Here is a 21,501-nt window from a genome sequence, read left to right on the forward strand (position 1 = left end):
GCCTGAGGAGGCAGTGGCGGATGCCGTGGGCTACCGGTCTGCTTCGGAGAGACCCGCGGACCCGCTGACGGCGGGAGTGCACACGGCATCCGCCACCCGCTCCCGCTGGCCGGAGGACTCCGCGGTCCGGCCGGCGGGAGGCTGGGGCAGGGGGTTGTGGCAGGGGGTGTGGTCAGCCGCCTGCTACCGATGGGAGGACCTGTAGTTCGCAGTTGTCGTGGAGGACTGTTTCGGTGCCCGCCAGGCGGCGGCACTCCTCGCCGTCCACGTAGAAGTTGACGTAGCGGCGCAAGGCTGACCGCTCGTCCCTCAACCGGCGGTCGAGCAGCGGGTACTGGGCGGCCAGGACGTCCAGGGTGGCGCCCAGGGTGGCTGCCTCGGCCACGTCCAGCTCCAGCTTGGCGTTGCCGTTCACCACCGACCTGAGGACGCCGGGGACCAGGACGACGACTCTCATGACCGGATCACCGCCGCTCGGACGGTGAGGACGTCGGGCAGGTGCTCGGCCACGCGGTGCCAGTGGTCGCCCTCGTCGGCGCTGGCGAAGACCTCGCCGGTGCGGGAGCCGAAGTAGACGCCCGCCGGGGTGGCCGTGTCGACGCAGAGGGCGTCGCGGAGGACCGAGCTGTAGAAGCCCTCGTCGGGCAGGCCCTCGGAGAGGGCAGTCCAGGACTTGCCCGCGTCGTCGGTGCGGTAGACGCGGCACCTCGCGCCGGGCGGGAACCGGCGGGCGTCCGCCTCGATCGGGAAGCTGAAGACGACGTCCGGCCGGTGGGGGTGGACGGCCATGGCGAAACCGAAGTCGGTGGGCAGGCCGTCGGCGATGGACTCCCACGTGTCGCCGCCGTTGTCGCTGCGGTAGACGCCGTGGTGGTTCTGGAGGTACAGGCGGTCCGGGGCCTCCGGGTTGGTGGCGACCTTGTGGACGCACTGCCCGAACTCCGGGTACTCGTCGGGCATGAAGCTGACCTTGACGCCGGTGTTGGCGGGGGCCCACGTGGTACCGCCGTCGGCGGTCCGGTAGACGCCGCCGGTGGACATGGCGACCAGCACGCGCTCGGCGTCGGTGGGGTGCGGCAGGACGGTGTGGACGGCCTGACCGCCGCCTCCTGGCAACCAGTCCGGCCGGTGGGGGTGGTTCCAGAGGCCTTCGACCAGCGAGTAGGTGAGGCCGCCGTCGGTGGAGCGGAACAGGGCCGACGGCTCGGTGCCCGCGTAGACGACCTCGGGGTGGGCCTCGGGGCCGGGCGCGATCTGCCAGACGCGGGCCAGCGAGGTGTCCGTGCCCTCGGGGAACGAGATCGGGGCGTGGTCGGGCTCCTGCCACGTCAGGCCCAGGTCGTCGCTGGTCGAGACGCTGGGACCGAAGTGCTCGCTGGTGACGCCCGCGAGGATGCGAGGCACGGCGCCCCTCGTGTCGATCGCCACGGCGTACACCTCCGTCATGGCGTGGTGCGGGCCGCTCATCGACCAGCTCCGACGACCGTCCTCGCTGGTCGCGAGCCACAGCCCCTTGCGCGTGCCGATGGCGAGCAGAACCGTCTCGTCCTTGTTGTCGCCCATCAATCCCACCTCCCGAGTGTGACGTCCGGCACGCTACGCCGGGGGTCTGACAATTTCCTGGACTCCGGCACCCACCCGCTTAAGTTACTGACTGGTAGCGTGCGGCGGAGCGGACACGACCCGAAGGGAGCCACGGTGGCGGACTCGCTGTTCGACCCCAACAGCTACGACCCCAAGCACCTCGACGAGGAGAGCAGGCGGCTGCTGCGGGCGACGATCGACTGGTTCGAGGACCGCGGGAAGCGGCAGCTCACCAAGGACGACCAGGAGCGGGTCTGGTACACCGAGTTCCTCGACTTCGTGAAGCGCGAGAAGCTGTTCGCGACGTTCCAGACGCCGGCCGCCGACGCGAACGGCCACCCGGACAAGCGCTGGGACGCCGCCCGCAACGCCGCGCTGAGCGAGGTCCTCGGCTTCTACGGCCTCCAGTACTGGTACGCCTGGCAGGTCACGATCCTGGGCCTCGGGCCGATCTGGATGAGCGACAACGCCACCGCCCGCCGCCGCGCGGCCGACCTCCTCGACGACGGCGCGGTCTTCGCGTTCGGCCTGTCGGAGAAGGAGCACGGCGCGGACGTCTACTCCACCGACATGGTCCTGACGCCCAACGGCGACGGCACGTTCAAGGCCAACGGCGGCAAGTACTACATCGGCAACGGCAACGTCGCGGGCATGGTGTCGGTCTTCGGCCGCCGCGCCGACGTCGACGGCCCCGACGGGTACGTGTTCTTCGCCGTGGACAGCCAGGACGAGCACTTCCACCTCGTGCGGAACGTGGTCGACTCGCAGATGTTCGTCAGCGAGTTCCGCCTGGAGGACTACCCGATCGGGCAGGACGACCTGCTGCACAGCGGCGCCGACGCGTTCAGCGCCGCCCTGAACACCGTCAACGTCGGCAAGTTCAACCTGTGCACGGCGTCGATCGGCATCAGCGAGCACGCGTTCTACGAGGCGATCACGCACGCGCACAACCGGATCCTCTACGGCAACCCGGTCACGGACTTCCCGCACGTGCGGCAGAGCTTCGTCGACGCCTACGCGCGGCTGGTCGCGATGAAGCTGTTCTCCGACCGCTCGGTGGACTACTTCCGCTCGGCCTCCCCCGAGGACCGCCGCTACCTGCTGTTCAACCCCATCACCAAGATGAAGGTGACCAGCGAGGGCGAGCAGGTGATCGACCTGCTGTGGGACGTGATCGCGGCCAAGGGCTTCGAGAAGGACACCTACTTCGCGCGCGCCGCCCGCGACATCCGGGCCCTGCCCAAGCTGGAGGGCACGGTGCACGTGAACCTGGCCCTGGTGCTCAAGTTCATGCCGAACTACCTGTTCAACCCCACCGAGTACGCGCCCGTGCCGACCCGGCACGACGCGGCGGACGACGAGTTCTTCTTCCGCCAGGGGCCCGCCCGCGGTCTCGGCCAGATCCGGTTCAGCGACTGGGAAGTCCCCTACCGCGCGTTCTCGGACGTCCCGAACGTCGCGCGGTTCCACGAGCAGGCCGCGGCGCTCAAGACGCTGCTCACCACGGCCGCGCCCGACGCCGACCAGCAGAAGGACCTGGACTTCCTGCTGAACGTGGGCCACCTGTTCACGCTGGTGGTCTACGGCCAGCTCGTCCTGGAGCAGGCGGAGCTGTCCGGCGTCGACCGCGACGTCCTCGACCAGGTCTTCGACGTCCTGGTCCGCGACTTCTCCGGGTACGCGGTCGCCCTGCACGGCAAGGCGTCCTCGACCGACGCGCAGCAGGCCTGGGCGTTGGGCCAGGTCCGCAAGCCGGTCGTCGACGAGACCCGCTTCGGCCGGGTGTGGGAGCAGGTCAAGGCGCTGTCCGGCGCCTACGAGACCCGCCCCTAGACCGGCACGACCCGACCGACCTCACGGCCGCCGCCGAGCACCGGCACGCTCAGGTGCTCGGCGGCGGCCGAGACGTCGAAACCCAGGTCCCGCAACGCCACCAGCGCGACGGCCGTCGTGGCGCGCGGGCTGCCGTCGAGCACCTTCACCGCCACCGCGTGCCCTTCGGCCGTCGCCAGCACCAGCACGCCCTCCGCGCCCCCCTTGGCCAGCACGCCGGGCAGCAGCCGCATGACCTCGGTGTTCACGTGCCCCGGCCCGGCCACGTACTCCGGGTGCGCCCGCATCGCGTCCGCGACCGGCGTCCCCGCCAGCCCGCGGATCGCCCGCGCCAGCCCGGTCAACGTCATCGCGAACAGCGGCGCGCCGCAGCCGTCGACCGCGGTGTGCGTGGACCTCTCCCCCGCGAGGTCCTCCACCCCGGCGCGCACCAGCTCCTGGAACGGGTGGGCGGGCTCCAGGTAGTCGTCGACCGACCAGCCGGACGCGACGCAGCCCGCGAGCATCCCGGCGTGCTTGCCGGAGCAGTTCATCCTGATCCTCGACGGCTCCTCCCCCGCCCGGATCAGCGCGTCGCGGGTCGGCTCGTCCTCCGGCCACGACTCGACGCACCGCAGCGCGTCGGCCGTCAGCCCCGCGTCGGCGAGCACCCGCGAGACCACCTCCACGTGCCGGTCGAGACCGGTGTGGCTGCCCGCCGCGATGGCCAGCGCCGGTCCGCTCAGCGGCGCCCCGGCGGCCAGGCACGCCAGGGCCTGGAACGGTTTCGCGCTCGACCGCGGCAGCACGGGGTCGTCGACCGGTCCCCGGCGCAGCACGACCGCGCCGGACGGGTCGAGCCCGACGACGCTGCCGAAGTGCCTGCTCTCCACGAAACCCGACCTCGTGACCTCAGCGAGCGGAACGTGCACTTCGGGCCTCCAGGTGCCGGGCGAGCGCGGACAGCGAGGCGGTGACCACGAGGTAGACCAGGGCCACCACGAGGAACGTCTGGATCAGCAGGTGGTTGAGGTTCGCCAGCCCTCGACCGCTCTGGAGCAGTTCCAGGTAGCTGACCACGTACCCGAGGGCGGTGTCCTTCAGCAGCCCCACGGTCTGGCTCACCAGAGGTCGGCGTCGAAACCGGTCGGCTCGCCGGTGGCGGGGTCCCGCTGCGAGAGCGGGGGCGCGTCGAGCGAGCCGCCGACGAGCAGCTCACCGCGTTCCCTGATCCTGGCCATCGCGGAGCCCGCGGGGAGGTCGGCCGCGACCGGGGCCTTGGCCAGCAGCCGGTCGACCGCCGACGTCGGGCCGCCACCGGGCACCGCCGACCCACCGCCGGAACAGCCCGCCACCGCGAGCAGGACCACCGACAACGTTGTCCAACGCACGAAAACCGAGGCTAACGGTCCGGTTCGAGGCAGGTCAACGGTTTCAGGCGCGCGCGAGCACGGCCTCGACGATCACGTTGTCGCGGTAGCTGCTCGCCGTCTGGTCGAACGTGCCGCCGCAGGTCACCAGCCGCAGCTCCGACGCCGGGGTCGGGCCGTAGACCAGGTCGGTGGGGAACGCCGCCTTCTCGACCGAGTACGTCCGGTCCACCAGGAACTTCACCGCGCTGCCGTCCGCGCGCTCGACGAACACCTCGTCGCCGGGCTTGAGGTCGCCCAGCCGGAAGAACACGCCCGGCCCGGTCTTCGAGTCCACGTGGCCCGCGATCACCGCGGGACCGGCGTCGCCGGGCGCGACCCCGTCGGCGAACCAGCCGAGCACGTCGGCCCGCTCCGGCGGCACCAGCACGCCCGTCGCCGCGTCCACGGTCGTCTGGGTGACCACGTTGTCGACGGCGATGGACGGGATGCGCACCGACACCGGGCGGGGCGCGGAGACGGCCTCGTCGCCGCCGGGCTTCACGGCGTACGCCGCCAGCACGAGCACGCCGATCCCGAGGGCGATCTTGCCCCTGCTCACGGCACGACCCGGTCGCGCCGCGACCACAGGACCGCCGCGCACACCAGGACGGCGGCGAACGGGACCACGGGCCAGTCGGTCGAGCCCTCGCCGTCGGCCATGCCGCCCCAGCCGGTCTCCTGGCCGCCGCCGGGCACGACCTCGGACGCCTTCGCGTCGGCCCGGATCGTCGCGGTGACCTCGCCGTCCAGCTCCAGCACGACCACGGTGTACACGCCGCCGGGCTCGATGGCCGCCGTCAGGGTGACCGGCTCGGCCCCGCGGGGGACGACCTGGAGCGCCGTCGTCTCCGGGGCGATCGACGCGTAGAGCGTCGGCTCGGCGTACACGGCCTGCTTCACGATCGCCGTGCCCCCGTCGACCAGGTCGGCGGACATGGCGCGCGGGGCCGCGTTGATCATCCTGATCCTGGCCTGGCCGCTGCCGGGGAGGGTGATGTCGTCGTCCAGGACCTTCAGGGCGAGCCGGTCGGCGTTGCCGAGGCCTGCGACCGTGTACGCCCTGCCCTGACCAGCGTTCACCACCGTGCTGGCGGTCGCCTTCACGCCGGGGTCCGACCCGAGTGGCCGCCACTCGACGGTGTAGTTCCCCGGCTCGACCCGCCGGTAGTCCAGGAGGTCGCCGTAGTCGACCCCCGTCGTGCGCACGGCGGTGCCCGCCGTGGGGATGAGCGTGATGTCCTGGCTGCCGGTGCCTGCCGCCAGGTGGGCCAACCGGATGTAGGTGCCCGTGGCGGCGTGTGCCGGGGGCGTCAGGGCGAGGAGGAGGAACAGGACCACCGCAGCACGAGCAGCGCGCACCGCGCACCTCCCTCCGCAGGTCCGATGACGATCTCGACGGTACCTTGCGCGGACGCCGCGTCGGGAACGGGAAAGCGAGAGCCGCCAACCCCTGGTGGGGCTGGCGGCTCTCGCGAGTCCTGGGGACTCGATGAGTCAGGAGACTCGGATCAGCCGAGCGGACGAACAGACTGGGCCTGCGGGCCCTTCTGGCCCTGTCCGATCTCGAACTCCACGCGCTGGTTCTCCTCCAGGCTGCGGTAGCCGCTGGTCTGGATCTCCGAGTAGTGCACGAACACGTCGGCGCCACCGTTGTCCGGGGAGATGAAGCCGAAGCCCTTCTCCGAGTTGAACCACTTCACGGTGCCTTCTACAGCCATCTTGCTACTTCTCCTCTAACAGGTGCGCTGGGACCGAAGTCGCAGTTGCGGCAACTTCCGCCTGACCCGGAGGAAAGCTTCGCGCCCGCAACGTCGTTCCGCGAGCGTGGTCAAACACGAACACAGAAACTTTTACGACCTCGGACAGTCAACCACGGGGGACCTCCGCGCGTCGAGCCGAGATTTTTCGACCGCTCCGGCTGCTACGCTGGGCTATCCGCGGTCACTCTGCGACGCACGTGGACACCCACGGGTCCACCGCCACCGCCGACCGAGCCCGAGGAGCGCCGCCATGCCCGAACCGGTCCTGCTGTCCATCGCCGCCGCGGTCGCCACGAGGGCCGTGAAGGGGCTCTACGAGCTGGTGCGGGCGAAGTTCGCGGACGACCCCGACGCCTCCGAGCTGCTGGACGCCGCCGAGCGGGCCGCGGCCGAGGGTGACGCGACCGACTCCCCCGAGGTCGCCGAACTGGGTGAGGCGCTGGAGCGGGCCGAGCGGCAGGACCCCGAGTTCGGCGAGCGGCTGCGCGGGCACTGGGGCCACTCCGCCACCGTCGAGCAGCGCGGCCGGGTGACGAACCAGCTCACCGGCGACGTGCACGGCAAGCTGCTCCAGGCGGGCGACATCCAGGGCAACGTGCACTTCTAGGCCCGCGACCGGACCGAACCGACCGGGCTCCGCACGCGTGGGCGTAATGTCCATTTCCCCAGTGCGCACCGGAAGGGATCACCAGCGGTGTCGGTTCCCCTGTCGCGGTCGGCGGGCCCAGACCTGGTCAGCTCCGGCAGCGAGCGCCTGCTGTTCTTCTTCGTGGGGCTCGTCGTCACGTTCGTGCTCATCCGGATCAGCGTCCGGCTGATCCGCGCCAAGGTGCGCTGGTGGCCGGGCAACATCACGCCCGGCGGCACGCACATCCACCACGTCGTGTTCGGCACGGTCTTCATGCTCGTGGGCGGCGTGGCGGGCCTGGCCGCGCCGGACGACGTGCACTGGCTGCGCCTGAGCGCCGCCGCGCTGCTGGGCGTGGGGGCCGCGCTGGTGCTGGACGAGTTCGCGCTCATCCTGCACCTGAGGGACGTCTACTGGACCAAGAACGGCAGGCTCTCGGTCGACGCGGTGTTCCTCGCCATCGGCATGACGGGCCTGCTGCTGCTCGGCGCGCGCCCGCTCGGCTACGACGACTTCCTGACGCCCGGCCAGACGGGCGGCGACGCCGTGCTGCTCCGGCTGCTCGCGATCCTGGTCAACATCGGCTTCGCGATCGTCGCGCTGCTGAAGGGGAAGATCTGGACCGGTCTGCTCGGCCTGCTGGTGCCGGTGCTGCCGGAGATCGGGGCGATCCGGCTCGCGAGGCCCGGCTCGCCGTGGGCCAGGTGGAGGTACGCGGACGATTCCCGCAAACTCCGGCGGGCCTACCGGAGGGAAGCCCGCGTCCGACAACCACTCATTCGGATGAAGATCAGGATCCAGGAGTTCATCTCCGGTCGTCATGATCTACCGGATTAAGCGGCGATTGCCCCGGCTTTCACCGGAGCAATCGCGGCTGGGTTAATTGATAACGATGTTGTTCGCTGCGCAGATCGCTACAAGATCGTTCACGCACAGCTCCGACGATTTGACCACACCCTCCGCCACCAGACGGCGCACGGTCGGTTTGGTGATCAGGTCGGCACCCAGGAGCACCGACTTCACGTCGCGCTTGGCGACCAGGTCCCGGAGGTTGCCGGTGGCGAGGTCGTCCGCGCCTTCGAGGTCGCCCTTGGCCACGGCGATGGCGAGCCGGGCCGCCGCCTCCGCCTCGTCCCTGATGGGCTTGTAGACGGTCATGCACTGCTCGCCGCGCAGGATGGCCTGGAGGCCCGCCAGGGTGGCGTCCTGGCCGGTCACGGGCACGCGGATGTTCTTCGCCTTGAGCACCTCGATCACCGCGCCCGCCAGGCCGTCGTTCGCGGCGATGACGCCGTCGACCTTGTCGGCGTTGGCGTCGAGGATCTGCTCGAACTGCTGCTTCCCGATGACCGGGTCCCACTGCTCGATGGCCTGGCTCTTGACCAGCTTCAGCGCGCCGGAGTCGTACTTGGCCCCCATCTTGCGCCGCTGGCCGTCGGCGAACAGCGTGGCGTTGTTGTCGGTGGGAGCGCCCTGGATCTCGATGATCTGGCCGCCGGGCTTGTCGCCGAGGCAGGACAGCAGGCCCTCGGCCTGCAGTTCTCCCACGGCGATGTTGTCGAACGACACGTAGAACTCGGCGGTGCCGCCGAGCGTGACGCGGTCGTAGTTGATCACCGGGATCTTGGCGGCCTGCGCCTTGCGCTCGACGGCGGCGCCGCCCTCGGGGCTCAGCGGCGTGGTCATCAGGACCTTGACCCCGCGCTTGATCATGTCGTCCGCGATGCTCGCGAACTTGTCCTCGTCGCCCTCGGCGTTCTCGATGATCGGCTCGATGCCCGCGAAGCCCAGGGCCTGGGCGAGGAGGGGCCGGTCCTGGTCCTCCCACCGCGCGGAGGACGTCCGGTCGGGGAGGATCACGCCGACCGTGGGCTTCGCCTTGGACAGACCGGTCGTGCCGGTCCGGTCGTCGGGCGCCGTTCCACAGGACGCGACGAGCAGCACCAAAAGACCGCATGAGGCCGCACGTGCAAGTCTTCGCATTCGCCAGTCCCTTGCAACTGAAGTCGTCTGTGACCCCAAATATGAGAATGCGAAAGTTCATACCGCCGGAGGTGCTTTCGTCAAGTCTCACGTGCGCACAGGTGGGAAAGAAGCACATCTTGACGGGCGGTCTGAACCTTTTTCGCGACGGCCGCGCAGCGCTTTCCCCGGAAGCGCCATCACGGAGCGCACGTGAACGACTACTTTTCGTTTCTTCGGTGTTTCGAGAAGACCCCTACCAACGGCGCTGACGCGGGCCGCACATGTGTGTCAGGGTGTCGCCCTTGACGAGGGGTCGGGGACCTCGTCGCGGTTCGGGTGTGAGGAGACAACACAGGTGAGAACAAGGAAGATCGTTCCTTCGGCGCTGGTGGTGGCCACCACGGTGGTCCTGCTGGCCGCGGGGACGCACACGGCGGGCGGGGCCCCCGCCGCGGCCGTCCAGCAGGGCACCACCGACTACACGGTGATCCTGGAGGACGGGCGCAACCGCGACATGGCGATCGGGGACATCCGCGCCGCGGGCGGCGAGGTCACCCGCGTGAACGACGCCGTGGGCGTGCTGACGGTGAAGGCCCCGGCGTCCGGGTTCATCGAGCGGGTGTCGGCCTCCGACTCCGTGCTCGGCGCGGCCCACGTGAAGCCGGTCGGCCACTCCCCGGCGCAGCCGAAGGTCACGCGGGAGCAGGTGAAGCGCGCCGAGGTCGAGTCCGAGAACAGGACCACGACGCCGAACGCCTCCCCGAAGAAGAACGGCGCGAACACGGCAGGCCTCGACCCGCTCGACGGCGACCTGTGGGGCCTCAAGATGGTCCGCTCGGACATCGCGCGCGCCAAGCAGGCCGGTGACAAGCGCGTCTACGTCGGCATCCTGGACACCGGTGTCGACGGCACCCACCCGGACATCGCGCCGAACTTCAACGACGCGCTGTCGCGCAACTTCACGATCGACATCCCGAACGACTCCGACGGCGGCGAGTTCGACGGCCCGTGCGAGTTCCGCGGCTGCGTCGACCCCGCCAACCACGACGACGGCGGCCACGGCACGCACGTCGCGGGCACGATCGGCGCGGCGGCGAACGGCTTCGGCGTCTCCGGTGTGGCCCCCAACGTGTCGCTGGTCAACATCCGCGGCGGCCAGGACGCGGGCTCGTTCTTCCTCCAGCCCGTCGTCGACGCGCTCACCTACGGCGCCGACATCGGCCTCGACGTGATCAACATGTCGTTCTACGTCGACCCCTGGTACATGAACTGCGCGGCGAACCCGGCCGACAGCGCCGAGGAGCAGATCGAGCAGAAGGCGATCATCGCCGCCGTGCAGCGCGCGCTCGGTTACGCGCACCGCAAGGGCGTCACGCTGATCGGCGCGGGCGGCAACAACCACGAGGACCTCGGCAAGCCCCGCACCGACGTGGCGAGCCCGAACTACCCGCCCGGCCACGCCCGCGACCGCGTGATCGACAACGCCACCTGCCTCAACCTGCCGACCGAGGGCGACCACGTCATCTCCGTGTCCGCGCTCGGCCCGTCGACCGCCAAGGCCGACTACTCCAACTACGGCCTGGAGCAGGCCTCCGTGGCCGCCCCCGGCGGGTACTTCCGCGACGGCCTCGGCACCGACTGGTACCGGACCAACGAGAACCTGGTCCTGTCGACGTACCCGCGCAACGTGGCGCTGGCCGACGGCGCGATCGACGCCGCGGGCGAGATCACGGCCGCCGGTGTCACCGCGGGCGTCAAGAAGGCCTGCGAGGACACCACCTGCGGCTACTACCAGTTCCTCCAGGGCACCTCGATGGCCGCCCCGCACGCGGCCGGCGTCGCGGCGCTCATCGTCAGCCAGTACGGCAAGCGGGACGCCAAGCACCCCGGCACCCTGACCCTGGCGCCCGCCAAGGTGGAGAAGGTCCTCACCAGGACCGCCACCGCCCGCGCGTGCCCGGCCCCCAGGACCGTGTCGTACGTGCCGGTCGGCCGCTCGGCCGAGTTCGACGCCACCTGCGAGGGTGACACCAGGTTCAACGGCTTCTACGGCTACGGCATCGTGGACGCCTACGGCGCGGTCACCCGCGGCGGCAACTTCCTCTAGTCCGCTCCACCGCGAAGGGCCCCCGGTGCGCCGGGGGCCCTTTCGTAAACTCCGGCCGTGGCGAAATCAGCAGCTCAGAAGAGGCGGCGCAAGCAGCGGCGGCAGGTGCAGGCGCGGAACGCCCGGCCTTGCACGCCGCGACGGCAGCCTCGGCAGACGTGGTCCGCGGGCAAGGTGACGCTCTGGACGACCCTGGGCGTCTTCGCGTTCATCGGGCTGGTGCCCGCGTTCTGGTACTGGATCGCGCCCGCGATCAGCGACCTCGTCGACCCGGTGCCGGTGCTGGCGGTCATCGCGGGCTGGCTGCCCGTGGGCGGGTTCGTGGCCGCGGTCGGGTTCTTCCTGGTCATCCGCGACGAGCTGCTGCCGAGGACGCGGGTCCGGCTGGCGTGGGTGCTCGGGGTGTGGGGCGTGTCGGCGCTGGCCACGATGCCGATCGACGTCAACTCGCCGCCGCTGGACCACGGCTACCACACCGGCCTCCAGGTGGGCTTCCTCGGCACGCTCGCGGGAGCCGTCCTGGTGCCGGTGGGCGTGTACGCGCTGTGGAAGCCGTTCAACCGGCGCGAGGAGCCCACGACGGCCGTCTGGGGCTGCGCGTTCGCCGTCTTCGCCGTCGCCCTGCTGCTGCTCGCGGCGGCCCTGTCCTGGCTGCCCTAGGTCCCTGGTGCGCGTCACGGCGCGACGCGCACCAGGGCCTGCGTGGTCAGGCCAGCGCGGTGCCCAGCGCCTGCCAGTCGAGCACCGGCGCGGCGTGGTCGCGGATCGACGCCAGCAACCCGAGCCTGGCCGCCTTCACGGCCGGGTCCTCCGCCATGACCAGCACCTCGTCGAAGAAGGTGTTGATCGGGGCGGTGAGCACGGCCGTGGCGGCGGCGAACGCCGCCAGGCCGTCCGGGCGCTCGCCGAGACCGGAGAACGCCCGGTGCAGGGCCACCTCGGCGGGCTCGGTCAACGCCGAGGCGTCGTAGCCCGCGGCGGTGCCGGCGGGCACGATCCGGCGCACGCGCTGGAGCGCCGCGACGAGCTCCCCGAACGACGGGTCGGTGGCCAGCTCGGTGAGCTGCGCCAGCGTCTCGTCGGCGACCGCGGGGGCGTCGGCGAGCGGCAGGACCGCGTTGACGAACCGGTGGTCGTGACCGGCGTCGAGCACGGCCTGCTCGTAGCGGCGGACGGCGAACTCGCGGGCCGCCGCGACGGTCTCCTCCGGCACGTCCAGGCCGAGCTGGGCGCGGGCCGCGGACAGCGCGACGGGCAGCGTGATCGCCCGCAGCCCCTGGAACGCCCGCAGGATGCTCACGGCGCCGAGCGCGGCCCGGCGGAGCCCGAACGGGTCGGAGCTGCCGGTCGGGTTGGCCCCGATACCGAACAGGCCCGCGAGCAGGTCGAACCGGTCGGCCAGCGCGAGCAGCGCGCCGGGCGTCGAAGCGGGCAGCGGGTCACCGGCGGACCGGGGCTGCTCCATCTCGAACAGCGCCTGGGCGACCTCGTCGGTCTCCCCCGCGCGCCGGGCGTACTCGCGGGCCATCGTCCCCGCGAGGCTGGACAGCTCGATGACCATCTGCGAGCCGAGGTCGAACTTCGCCAGGTCGCCCGCGCGCTTGAGGGTCGCCTCGCCGCCACCGAGGTCGACGTGACCGGCGAGCGTGGCCGCCAGCGAGGCGATCCGCTCGGCGCGGTCGGCCACGGAGCCGAGCTTGTCGGCGAACGTCAGCTTCGCCAGGCCCGCCTTCATGTCCTCCAGGGGCGTCTTGAGGTCGGCGCGCCAGAAGAACGCGGCGTCCTCGTACCGGGCGCGCAGCACCGCCTCGTTGCCGGACCGCACGCGGTCGACGTCGATCGTGCCGTTGGCGACGGCGACGAAGTGCGGCAGCAGCTCGCCGTCGGCTCCGCGCACCGGCAGGTAGCGCTGGTGCTTGCGCATGACCGTGGTCAGGATCTCGCCCGGCAGTTCGAGGTAGCGCTCCTCGAAGCCGCCGAGGATGGGCGTCGGCCGCTCGACCAGGTTCGTCACCTCGGCCAGCACGCCGGCCTCGGCGGTGAGGTCGACCGTGCCGCCGACGGACGCCGCCAGCTCGGTCGCCGCGGCGACGATCGCGGCCCGGCGGACGGACGCGTCGGCGTCGATGCCGTGGCCCGCGAGGAACTCCAGGTAGCCGTCGGCACCGGTCACGGCCACCTCGGGCTCGGCGGCCGTGCGGTGCACGCGGGTGGTCGTGCCCGCCTGGAGCGTGGACACGGCGACCGGCACCGGGGTCTCGCCGAGCAGCGCGAGCAGCCAGCGGATCGGGCGGGTGAACGACAGCTTCGGGTCGTTCCACTTCATGTTCTTCTCGGACCGCAGCTCGGCCACGACCTCGGCCAGCAGCCCGCTGAGCACCTCGACGGCACCGCGGCCGGTCTCGGTCTTGACCAGCGCGACGTGCTCGACGCCGTTCTCGGTCACCCGGCCCAGCTCGGACAGCTCGACCTTCTGGCCGCGGGCGAAGCCCTGCACGGCCTTGGTGGGCTCGCCGTTCGCGTCGAACGCCGCGGCCACCTTCGGCCCGCGCACGGTGCGCTCGGCGTCCGGCTCGCGCGGGGTCACGTCGGCGACCAGCACGACCACGCGGCGCGGGGTGCCGTGCACCTCGACGGCGCCGTGGGTCAGGCGGGTGGCGGCCAGCTTGTCCTCCACGGCCGCGCGGACGGCGGCGACCGTGCGGGTCACCTCGGCGGGCGGCAGCTCCTCCGTGCCGATCTCGAACAGCAGCGTCGCGGGCTCGGTGACGGTGGCGAACGCCGTCGGCGCGGTGGCGGGGGCGGGCGTCTCGGCGACGCCCAGCGGGTGCCCCAGCTCGGCGCGGCGCTCGGCCCACAGGCCGGAGACCTCGCGGGCCAGGCCGCGCATCCGGGCGAACGCGCGGGCCCGCTCGGTGGTGCTGATCGCGCCGCGCGAGTCGAGCACGTTGAAGGTGTGCGAGCACTTCAGCACGTAGGTGTGCGCGGGCACCGGCAGGCGCAGGTCGAGCAGGCGCTTGGCCTCGGTGGCGTACTCCTCGAAGAGGCGCTTGTTGGCCTCGACGTCGGCGTCGTCCAGGTAGTACCGGCTCATCTCGTACTCGGCCTGGCCGAAGGCCTCGCCGTAGGAGATGCCGGGCGCGTAGGCGATCTTCTTGAAGTGGTCGACGCCCTGGAGCGCCATCATGATCCGCTCGATGCCGTACGTGACCTCGACGGACACCGGCTCCAGCGTCTGGCCGCCCGCCTGCTGGAAGTAGGTGAACTGGGTGATCTCCAACCCGTCCAGCCACACCTCCCAGCCCAGGCCCCAGGCGCCGAGCGCGGGCGAGGCCCAGTTGTCCTCGACGAAGCGGACGTCGTGCGCCCGGATGTCGATGCCCAGGGCCTCCAGGCTGCCCAGGTACAGCTCCTGGGGGTTGCCGGGGTCGGGCTTGAGGATCACCTGGAACTGGGTGTGCGTCTGGAGGCGGTTCGGGTTCTCGCCGTAGCGCGCGTCGTCGGGGCGCACGCTGGGCTCGACGTAGGCCACCCGCCACGGCTCGGGACCGAGCACCCGCAGCACCGTCGCCGGGTTGAGCGTGCCCGCACCGACCTCGGTGTTGAAGGGCTGCACGACGATGCAGCCGCGATCGGTCCAGTACTTGGTCAGCGCCAGGAGCGCGTCCTGCATGGTCAGCACGGTGACAACCTTGGATGGGGGGTGTGGGGCCGGTCGCAGTCTACGAAAGACGGGGCACGGGCGACTGCGCTGGTCAGGTAGCCGACCGACCCGTATCACCACGGTCGTCACCCGCCTGTGTCACCCTTTGCGCAACCTCGCGGACCGTACGGGCGTCCTATGTGGCGTAGCCGTGCGACCGTTGGAGCAGCGCTCACGAGTAGGAGACGGGTGTGGACAAGCGGCCGCCGCGGCCAGGTGACGGGGGCGACCCCCGCGACCGATCCGTGCCTCCTCGTCGACCCGCCGCAGGTCAGCCCGGCCGCCCCCAGGGCAGGGCCGGTCGGCCCGGCCCGGCTCGCCGCCAGCCGCCGCCCGCCCGGCGCGAACCCGCCGACCCACCGCCCGCGCGCGGCGAGCCCGCGAGCCGGGTCGAGCCGCCGCGCCGCAAGCCCGTCTCGGCCACGGCGCCGACCGAACGCGTGGAGCCCGCGCGCCCGGCCCGGTCCGCCCCCGCACGCACGCCGCGCCCCCCGGTCCGCCGCACCGCGCCCCCGAGCAGGGCGGCGAGCGGAGCGTCGGTCACCGGCAAGGCGATCCTGTCGATGCTGTCGGTGGTCGTCCTGCTCGGCACCGGCTACGCGTGGCAGAACCTGAAGTCGTTCACCGACAACCTGACGACCACGGACGTCATCGGCGAAGGCGCGGGCGGCGAGAAGCCCGCCGACGGCGCGATCGACATCCTGATGGTCGGCATGGACAGCCGCACCGACGCCAGGGGCAACCCGCTGCCGCAGCAGATCCTGGACGAGTTGCAGGCGGGCGGCACCGACGACGGCGGGTTGAACACGGACACGCTGATCCTCATGCACATCCCGAACGACGGGAAGAAGGCCGTCGCGATGTCGTTCCCCCGCGACTCCTACGTGAAGATCGCGAACGGCTACGGCAAGCACAAGATCAACTCGGCGTTCTCCTACGGCATGAACGACGCCGCGGCCGAGCTGACGGAGAAGGGCGGCCTCGACGCCGCCCAGATCACGGTCCAGTCCAAGAAGGAGGGCGCGAAGAACCTCATCGCGACCGTCCAGGACCTCACCGGCGTCACCATCGACCACTACGCCGAGATCAACCTCGTCGGGTTCTACGAGATCACCAAGGCCATCGGCGGCGTCGACGTGTGCCTCACCGAGGCCACCCAGGACGACTTCTCCGGCGCGGACTTCGCGGCGGGCCCGCAGACCATCGAGGGCAAGGCCGCGCTGGCGTTCGTCCGGCAGCGGCACGGCCTGCTGCGCGGCGACCTCGACCGGGTCGTGCGCCAGCAGGTCTTCATGGCGGGCCTGGCGAAGAAGATGCTGTCGGCGGGCGTGCTGTCGGACCAGACCAAGACGAAGAACCTGATCGACGCGGTCACCAAGTCCATCGTGCTCGACCAGGACTGGGACATCCTGAACTTCGCCAACCAGATGAAGAGCCTGTCCGGCGGCGCGATGGAGTTCCAGACCATCCCGACCGGCAACCCCGAGCTGGAGACGCCGGAGGACGGCCAGGCCATCGAGATCGACGAGGCCGAGGTCAAACGCTTCGTCAAGGGCCTGACCGAGGAGCCCAAGCCCTCCGGCACGCCCTCGACGCCTGCCACGCCGTTCGACAACGGCACCCTGACCGTGGAGGTCCGCAACGCCTCCGGCGTGCCGGGACTGGCCGGTCAGGTGCTGGAGGCGCTGACGGCGAAGGGGTTCGTGCCGGGCGGCGCGGCCAACGCGGAGTCCAACGCGAAGTCCTCCGTCGTGCGGTTCGGCAAGGGCGGCGACGAGGGCGCGGCGGCGGTCGCCACCGCGCTGGGCGGCGACGTGGAGACCGAGCAGGACAACAACATCCAGGCGGGCTACGTGCGGGTGTTCGTCGGGTCCGACTACTCGGGGCCGGGCGCCCAGAACTTCGCCGGTGGAGCGGGGATCGGGCTCGACGGGGCTCGGCGGCAGCAGCCGTCCGGCGAGGCGCCGATCACGGCCGACGGCGTCCGCTGCGTGAACTGACCCGGCCGGGGGCGGGATGACGACCCCCGACAGCCGGCGCCGGTCCGACGGGGAGCCCCCGCGGTCGGCGCCGGTCGGTTATTCGACCCCAAACGGGCAGCAGCGGTCACGGGGGACGACCGGCCGGGCAGCCGGGGAACGGCCGCCGAACGTGGGCCGGGGCACACCGCCGACCGGCCCAGCGGGACTGCTCGCAGCAGTTCCGGACGTCGAACGGGCATCGTCGCCACGACCGCACGAAACACCAAAGGACTACTGACGGTACTACTCGGTTAGCCCGATCGGGCGATAAACCGGGCAAGTCACGTAATCAACGCACTTATTCGACCTTTCCTCTGCGTTGGGGCCGAACACCCCACGTGAACGGGTGGAGGAAGTGACGGTGCAGATCGACACAGCGGCGTACCAGCGCGTGCTCGGCGATGAACTCCGCAGCCTTCGCAAGCAGCGCGGATGGACTCGCAAGGAGTTGAACAGCCGGCTCCAGAGCGAGATCTCGCTCCAGACGCTGGCGACCTACGAGCTGGGCACCCGCCAGGTGTCCGTCGTGCGGCTGGTCGAGATCTGCGCGGCGCTGGCCGTGCCCGCGCACGAGGTGCTGGCGCGCGTGCACGAACGCGTGTTCGGGGACGCGCCCACGGGACACCTGTCGCTGAACCTCGTCGCCGTGGTCGCCGACGAACGCCCGGAGCTGCTGCCGCTGCGGCGCTGGGCGCAGGGGCGGCTGCACGCGCTGCCGCTGGGGCAGCCCCCGCAGGTGCACCTCGACCTGCCCGCGCTGGAGTACATGGCGCAGTTGTGCCAGCTCAGCACGGTCGAGCTGATCCGGGCGCTGCGCGATCTGGGCGGGACCGCGCGGAGGTAGGCGGGCGTCCCGCTAGACTCGCCGCCGTGACCAGGGGCGCGCCCGTTCCAAATGCAGGAAGTCGCTTGCCTAACAACGCTAACGAAGATCCAGCCTCCCCAGCCCGTCTGCCGTTGCGGACCGCGGCTGCCGTGCGCTTGGGCAACATGAGTTCGAAGCTGTCCCAGAAGATGGGGCTCGGCGCAGGCGGCATGATCGGTGGCCGGGTGGCGTTGAAGCTGGACCCGCAGGCGCTCCGGCGCCTGACGTCCGGCAGGCGGGTCGCCCTGGTGACCGGCACCAACGGCAAGACCACCAGCACCATGATGCTCAGCCGAGCCGTGACCGCGCTCGGCGAGGTGGCCACCAACCACAGCGGTGCCAACATGCCCGACGGGCACGTGACCGCGCTGAGCAAGCAGCCCGACGCGCCGTACGCGGTGCTGGAGGTCGACGAGGGGTACTTCCCCGCCGTCGCCGCGGCGGCCCAGCCGGACGTCGTGGTGCTGCTGAACCTGAGCCGCGACCAGTTGGACCGCGTCGGCGAGGTGCGCACGATCGAGCGCTCCCTGCGCGACGTGATCTCCAAGCTGCGCTGCACGGTGATCGCGAACTGCGACGACATCATGGTGACGTCGGCGGCCAAGGACGCCCACCGCGTCGTCTGGGTCGCCACCGGCACCGGCTGGCACCACGACTCGGCGTCGTGCCCCCGGTGCGGCGAGCCGATCCGCTGGCAGGGCGAGCACTGGACGTGCAGCACCTGCGACCTGGCCCGGCCCAAGCCGGACTGGGTGACCACGGACGGCTTCCTGATCGCGCCGAACGCCAGCAAGGTCGCGCTCCAGCTCCGCCTGCCCGGCAAGTTCAACCAGGCGAACGCGGTGATGGCCACGGCCGCCGCCGCGACGATGGGTGTGCAGATCGAGGAGGCCGTCCGCCGCCTGCGGGGCGTCTCCAACGTCGCGGGCCGGTACCGGACGATCCAGCGCAGCGGGCACACCGCCAGGCTGCTGCTGTCGAAGAACCCGGCGGGCTGGAGCGAGACGCTGACGGTGGTCAAGGAGTCCGACCACCCCGCCGTGCTCGTGATCAACGCCAACGAGGCCGACGGCCGCGACCTGTCGTGGCTGTGGGACGTCCCGTTCGAGCGGCTGCGCGGCCGGACCGTCATCGCCTCCGGCGAGCGGGCCACCGACCTCGCGGTGCGCCTGACCTACGCCGAGGTGGAACACCAGATCGTGCCCGACCCCCTGCTGGCCATCGACGCGCTCCCCAAGGGGGCGGTCGAGGTGATCGCGAACTACACGGCCTTCCGCGACCTGAACGCGAGGTCCGCCAGTGAGTGACTCCGCTGTTCGGATCGCCCTGGTCCTGCCCGACCTGCTGGGCACGTACGGGGACTTCGGCAACGCCGTGGTCCTCGACAAGCGCCTGGCGTGGCGCGGCATCTCCTCGGAGATCGTGTCGGTCAACTTCGGCGAGGCCGTGCCGGACTCCTGCGACATCTACGTCGTCGGCGGTGGCGAGGACACGGCGCAGACGCTGGCCGTGCGCCACCTGCGCGACAACCCCGGCCTCCAGCGCGCCGCCGCGCGCGGGGCCGTGGTGCTGGGCGTGTGCGCCGGGATCCAGATCTTCGGCGAGAAGTTCACCCGCGCCGACGACGTGACCCACCCAGGGCTCGGGCTGATCGACTCCGTGTCGTACGCGGGCGGCTCCCGCGCCATCGGCGAGGTGCTCGCCAAGCCGGCCAACGGGTTGTTCGAGGGGTTCCTCACGGGCTTCGAGAACCACCAGGGCCGCACGGAACTCGGTCCGGCCGCCCAGCCGCTGGCGCACGTGACCGTGGGCACCGGCAACGACGGGAAGGTGGAGGGGGCGGTGCAGGGCAAGATCCTGTGCACGTACCTCCACGGGCCCGTGCTGCCGCGCAACCCGCAGATCGCCGACCTGCTGATCGAGTGGGCCACCGGGGTCAAGCCCGCCCCGCTGGACCTGCCCGCCGTCACCCGGCTGCGGGCGGAGCGGTCCAAGGCCGCCGGGCAGCGCGTCGAAGCCTGAGTTCTCGCGCGGGAGGGGGCGTGTCCACACCGGACACGCCCCCTCCCGCCGTCTCACACGCGTACGCGGGCCCTGGTCGACAGCACGAAGTCGTCGGCCCGCACCTTCCTGGTGCGCATCCAGTAGCGCCAGGTGAAACCGGGCCAGATGGTCCGGTTCACGCCCTGCGCGTCCAGGTACCAGCTCCGGCAGCCGCCCTCGGTCCACACGCCGCGGCTCAGCTTCCGCTGGATCTCCTCGTTGAACCGCCGCTGGACCTCGGGCCGGACCTCCAGCTCGTCGGCCCGGTCCAGCATCCCCAGGCACTGCGAGACGTACTTGATCTGCGACTCGGCCATGAACACGACGGAGTTGTGCCCCAGCCCCGTGTTCGGCCCGAGCAGGAAGAAGAAGTTCGGGAACCCGGCGACGGTGATCCCGAAGTGGCTCTGGATGCCCTGCTCCTGCCACTCCTTCGCCAGGTCCCGGCCGTCCTTGCCGGTGATCGACAGGTAGCCGAACGCGTCGATCACGTGGAACCCGGTCCCGTAGATGATCGCGTCCACCTCGTGCTCGACCCCGGCGGTGTCGACGACGGAGTTCTCCCGCACCTCGGCGATCCCGTCGGTGACCAGGTCGACGTTGGGCCTGGACAGGGTCGGGTAGTAGTCGTTGGAGATCAGCACCCGCTTGCACCCCATCGTGTAGTCCGGGGTGAGCTTCTCCCGCAGGGCGCGGTCGGGGACCTGGTGGGCCATGTGCCGCTTGGCGATCCCCTGCGCCAGCTTCATGATCTTCGGGTTCACCGCGAAGCCCAGCGCGGTCGACTCCCGCGTCCAGTAGACGAGGTCGCGGTACAGCCGCTGCGCGAACGGGACCCGCTTGAACACCCGGTGCTCGCGCTCGCCGATGGGCCGGTCGGCCTTCGGCATGATCCACGGCGGCGTCCGCTGGAAGATCTCCAGCGACTCCACCTGATCGGCGATCTTGGGCACGAACTGGATCGCGCTGGCGCCGGTCCCGACCACGGCGACCCTCTTGCCTGCCAGGTCGTAGGACTGGTCCCAGCGCGCCGAGTGGAACACCGCGCCGCGGAAGCGCTCCACGCCGGGCAGCGTCGGCACGTTGGGGACGTGCAGCGCGCCCACGCCCATCACCAGCGCCTTGGCCGTGTACGTGTCGCCGGTGCCCGTGGAGACGTGCCAGGTCTTCGCGTCCTCGTCCCAGCGCGCGCCGGTGAACTCGGTGTTGAACCGGATGTGGGGGCGCAGGCCGTACTTGTCCGCGACGCCCTGGAGGTAGGCCCAGATCTCCGGCTGCTCGGCGAACGCCCGCGACCAGTTCGGGTTCAGCTCGAAGGAGTACGAGTACATGTGGGACTGCACGTCGCACGCGCAGCCGGGGTACCGGTTGTCGCGCCAGGTGCCGCCGAGGTCGGACGCCTTCTCCAGGACGACGAAGTCGTGCCTGCCCGTGCGCTTGAGTTCGATCGCCATGCCCAGCCCCGAAAAGCCCGTGCCGACGATCAGGGTTTCGGTCTCCCGGTGCGTGCCCATCAGTGCGCAACCTCCGCGGTCCGACTATGTACTCGCCGGTAGGTTACTCGAAGTAAGTTACTAGCGGTAGTACCCTTCGGGGGTGAC

The 21,501-nt window shown here is 71.1% G+C and carries 21 protein-coding genes; 9 read left to right on the forward strand and 12 right to left on the reverse strand.

Features of this window, described 5'->3' with window-relative positions; all coding sequences use genetic code 11:
• Positions 1–172: 172 nt before the first annotated feature.
• Both AC156L_RS39500 and AC156L_RS39505 read right to left on the reverse strand, forming a co-directional pair.
• The gene (locus AC156L_RS39500) at positions 173–457 is read right to left on the reverse strand and encodes a MoaD/ThiS family protein (RefSeq protein WP_330876810.1); all 285 of its coding nucleotides are present in this window, start codon (positions 455–457) and stop codon (positions 173–175) included.
• Positions 454–1,563: a WD40/YVTN/BNR-like repeat-containing protein gene (locus AC156L_RS39505; protein WP_330876809.1), complete on the reverse strand. Its 1,110-nt coding sequence runs from the start codon at positions 1,561–1,563 to the stop codon at positions 454–456. The genes AC156L_RS39500 and AC156L_RS39505 overlap by 4 nt, the downstream gene beginning before the upstream one ends.
• 135 nt (positions 1,564–1,698) lie before the next feature.
• Here AC156L_RS39505 and AC156L_RS39510 point away from each other — a divergent pair, with 135 nt between their 5' ends.
• The gene (locus AC156L_RS39510) at positions 1,699–3,417 is read left to right on the forward strand and encodes an acyl-CoA dehydrogenase family protein (RefSeq protein WP_330876808.1); all 1,719 of its coding nucleotides are present in this window, start codon (positions 1,699–1,701) and stop codon (positions 3,415–3,417) included.
• Here AC156L_RS39510 and AC156L_RS39515 read toward each other — a convergent pair.
• From AC156L_RS39515 to AC156L_RS39540, 6 genes are all read right to left on the reverse strand, one after another.
• On the reverse strand, positions 3,414–4,289 hold the full coding sequence (locus AC156L_RS39515; RefSeq protein WP_330876807.1) for an asparaginase: 876 nt from the start codon (positions 4,287–4,289) through the stop codon (positions 3,414–3,416). The two genes, AC156L_RS39510 and AC156L_RS39515, sit on opposite strands and share 4 nt — an antisense overlap.
• Positions 4,290–4,308: 19 nt before the next feature.
• Positions 4,309–4,521, reverse strand: coding sequence for a hypothetical protein (locus AC156L_RS39520; RefSeq protein WP_330876806.1), 213 nt, complete (start codon positions 4,519–4,521; stop codon positions 4,309–4,311).
• Positions 4,518–4,787 (reverse strand): hypothetical protein, encoded by a 270-nt coding sequence (locus AC156L_RS39525; protein ID WP_330876805.1) that lies wholly within the window; start codon positions 4,785–4,787, stop codon positions 4,518–4,520. Before AC156L_RS39525 ends, AC156L_RS39520 begins: the two co-directional genes overlap by 4 nt.
• Positions 4,788–4,830: 43 nt before the next feature.
• Positions 4,831–5,367, reverse strand: coding sequence for a class F sortase (locus AC156L_RS39530; protein WP_330876804.1), 537 nt, complete (start codon positions 5,365–5,367; stop codon positions 4,831–4,833).
• A complete protein-coding gene (locus AC156L_RS39535) occupies positions 5,364–6,167 on the reverse strand; it encodes a DUF4397 domain-containing protein (RefSeq protein ID WP_330876803.1) in 804 nt (267 codons plus the stop codon). The genes AC156L_RS39530 and AC156L_RS39535 overlap by 4 nt, the downstream gene beginning before the upstream one ends.
• Positions 6,168–6,316: 149 nt before the next feature.
• A complete protein-coding gene (locus AC156L_RS39540; protein ID WP_106192998.1) occupies positions 6,317–6,526 on the reverse strand; it encodes a cold-shock protein in 210 nt (69 codons plus the stop codon).
• 292 nt (positions 6,527–6,818) lie between these two features.
• On the opposite strand from AC156L_RS39540, the gene AC156L_RS39545 reads away from it, so the two are divergent.
• Both AC156L_RS39545 and AC156L_RS39550 read left to right on the forward strand, forming a co-directional pair.
• Positions 6,819–7,175: a hypothetical protein gene (locus tag AC156L_RS39545; protein WP_330876802.1), complete on the forward strand. Its 357-nt coding sequence runs from the start codon at positions 6,819–6,821 to the stop codon at positions 7,173–7,175.
• 87 nt (positions 7,176–7,262) lie between these two features.
• Positions 7,263–8,033: a hypothetical protein gene (locus tag AC156L_RS39550; protein WP_330876801.1), complete on the forward strand. Its 771-nt coding sequence runs from the start codon at positions 7,263–7,265 to the stop codon at positions 8,031–8,033.
• A 42-nt stretch (positions 8,034–8,075) separates the two neighbouring features.
• On the opposite strand, the gene AC156L_RS39555 is transcribed toward AC156L_RS39550, so the two are convergent.
• The gene (locus tag AC156L_RS39555) at positions 8,076–9,179 is read right to left on the reverse strand and encodes a sugar ABC transporter substrate-binding protein (RefSeq protein ID WP_484407768.1); all 1,104 of its coding nucleotides are present in this window, start codon (positions 9,177–9,179) and stop codon (positions 8,076–8,078) included.
• 337 nt (positions 9,180–9,516) lie between these two features.
• On the opposite strand from AC156L_RS39555, the gene AC156L_RS39560 reads away from it, so the two are divergent.
• Positions 9,517–11,268: a S8 family serine peptidase gene (locus AC156L_RS39560; protein ID WP_330876799.1), complete on the forward strand. Its 1,752-nt coding sequence runs from the start codon at positions 9,517–9,519 to the stop codon at positions 11,266–11,268.
• Positions 11,269–11,325: 57 nt separating this feature from the next.
• On the forward strand, positions 11,326–11,928 hold the full coding sequence (locus AC156L_RS39565; RefSeq protein ID WP_330876798.1) for a hypothetical protein: 603 nt from the start codon (positions 11,326–11,328) through the stop codon (positions 11,926–11,928).
• A gap of 46 nt (positions 11,929–11,974) precedes the next feature.
• Here AC156L_RS39565 and AC156L_RS39570 read toward each other — a convergent pair whose 3' ends face one another.
• Together AC156L_RS39570 and AC156L_RS39575 are read right to left on the reverse strand one after the other, a co-directional pair.
• Positions 11,975–14,941, reverse strand: coding sequence for a glycine--tRNA ligase (locus AC156L_RS39570; RefSeq protein WP_330876812.1), 2,967 nt, complete (start codon positions 14,939–14,941; stop codon positions 11,975–11,977).
• Positions 14,942–15,242: 301 nt separating this feature from the next.
• Positions 15,243–15,515 (reverse strand): hypothetical protein, encoded by a 273-nt coding sequence (locus tag AC156L_RS39575; protein ID WP_330876797.1) that lies wholly within the window; start codon positions 15,513–15,515, stop codon positions 15,243–15,245.
• Positions 15,516–15,534: 19 nt separating this feature from the next.
• Between AC156L_RS39575 and AC156L_RS39580 the strand changes: the two genes are divergently transcribed.
• The 4 genes from AC156L_RS39580 to AC156L_RS39595 all read left to right on the forward strand — a co-directional run bounded on the left by AC156L_RS39580 (position 15,535) and on the right by AC156L_RS39595 (position 19,879).
• Positions 15,535–16,971: an LCP family protein gene (locus AC156L_RS39580; protein ID WP_330876796.1), complete on the forward strand. Its 1,437-nt coding sequence runs from the start codon at positions 15,535–15,537 to the stop codon at positions 16,969–16,971.
• A gap of 382 nt (positions 16,972–17,353) precedes the next feature.
• On the forward strand, positions 17,354–17,836 hold the full coding sequence (locus tag AC156L_RS39585; RefSeq protein WP_330876795.1) for a helix-turn-helix domain-containing protein: 483 nt from the start codon (positions 17,354–17,356) through the stop codon (positions 17,834–17,836).
• 146 nt (positions 17,837–17,982) lie between these two features.
• Positions 17,983–19,164: a MurT ligase domain-containing protein gene (locus tag AC156L_RS39590; protein WP_330876794.1), complete on the forward strand. Its 1,182-nt coding sequence runs from the start codon at positions 17,983–17,985 to the stop codon at positions 19,162–19,164.
• Complete coding sequence (locus tag AC156L_RS39595; RefSeq protein WP_330876793.1) at positions 19,157–19,879, forward strand: type 1 glutamine amidotransferase; 723 nt, start codon at positions 19,157–19,159, stop codon at positions 19,877–19,879. The genes AC156L_RS39590 and AC156L_RS39595 overlap by 8 nt, the downstream gene beginning before the upstream one ends.
• A gap of 53 nt (positions 19,880–19,932) precedes the next feature.
• Here AC156L_RS39595 and AC156L_RS39600 read toward each other — a convergent pair whose 3' ends face one another.
• A complete protein-coding gene (locus tag AC156L_RS39600; RefSeq protein ID WP_330876792.1) occupies positions 19,933–21,414 on the reverse strand; it encodes a flavin-containing monooxygenase in 1,482 nt (493 codons plus the stop codon).
• Positions 21,415–21,501: the final 87 nt, after the last annotated feature.

The organism is Umezawaea sp., from assembly GCF_057122925.1.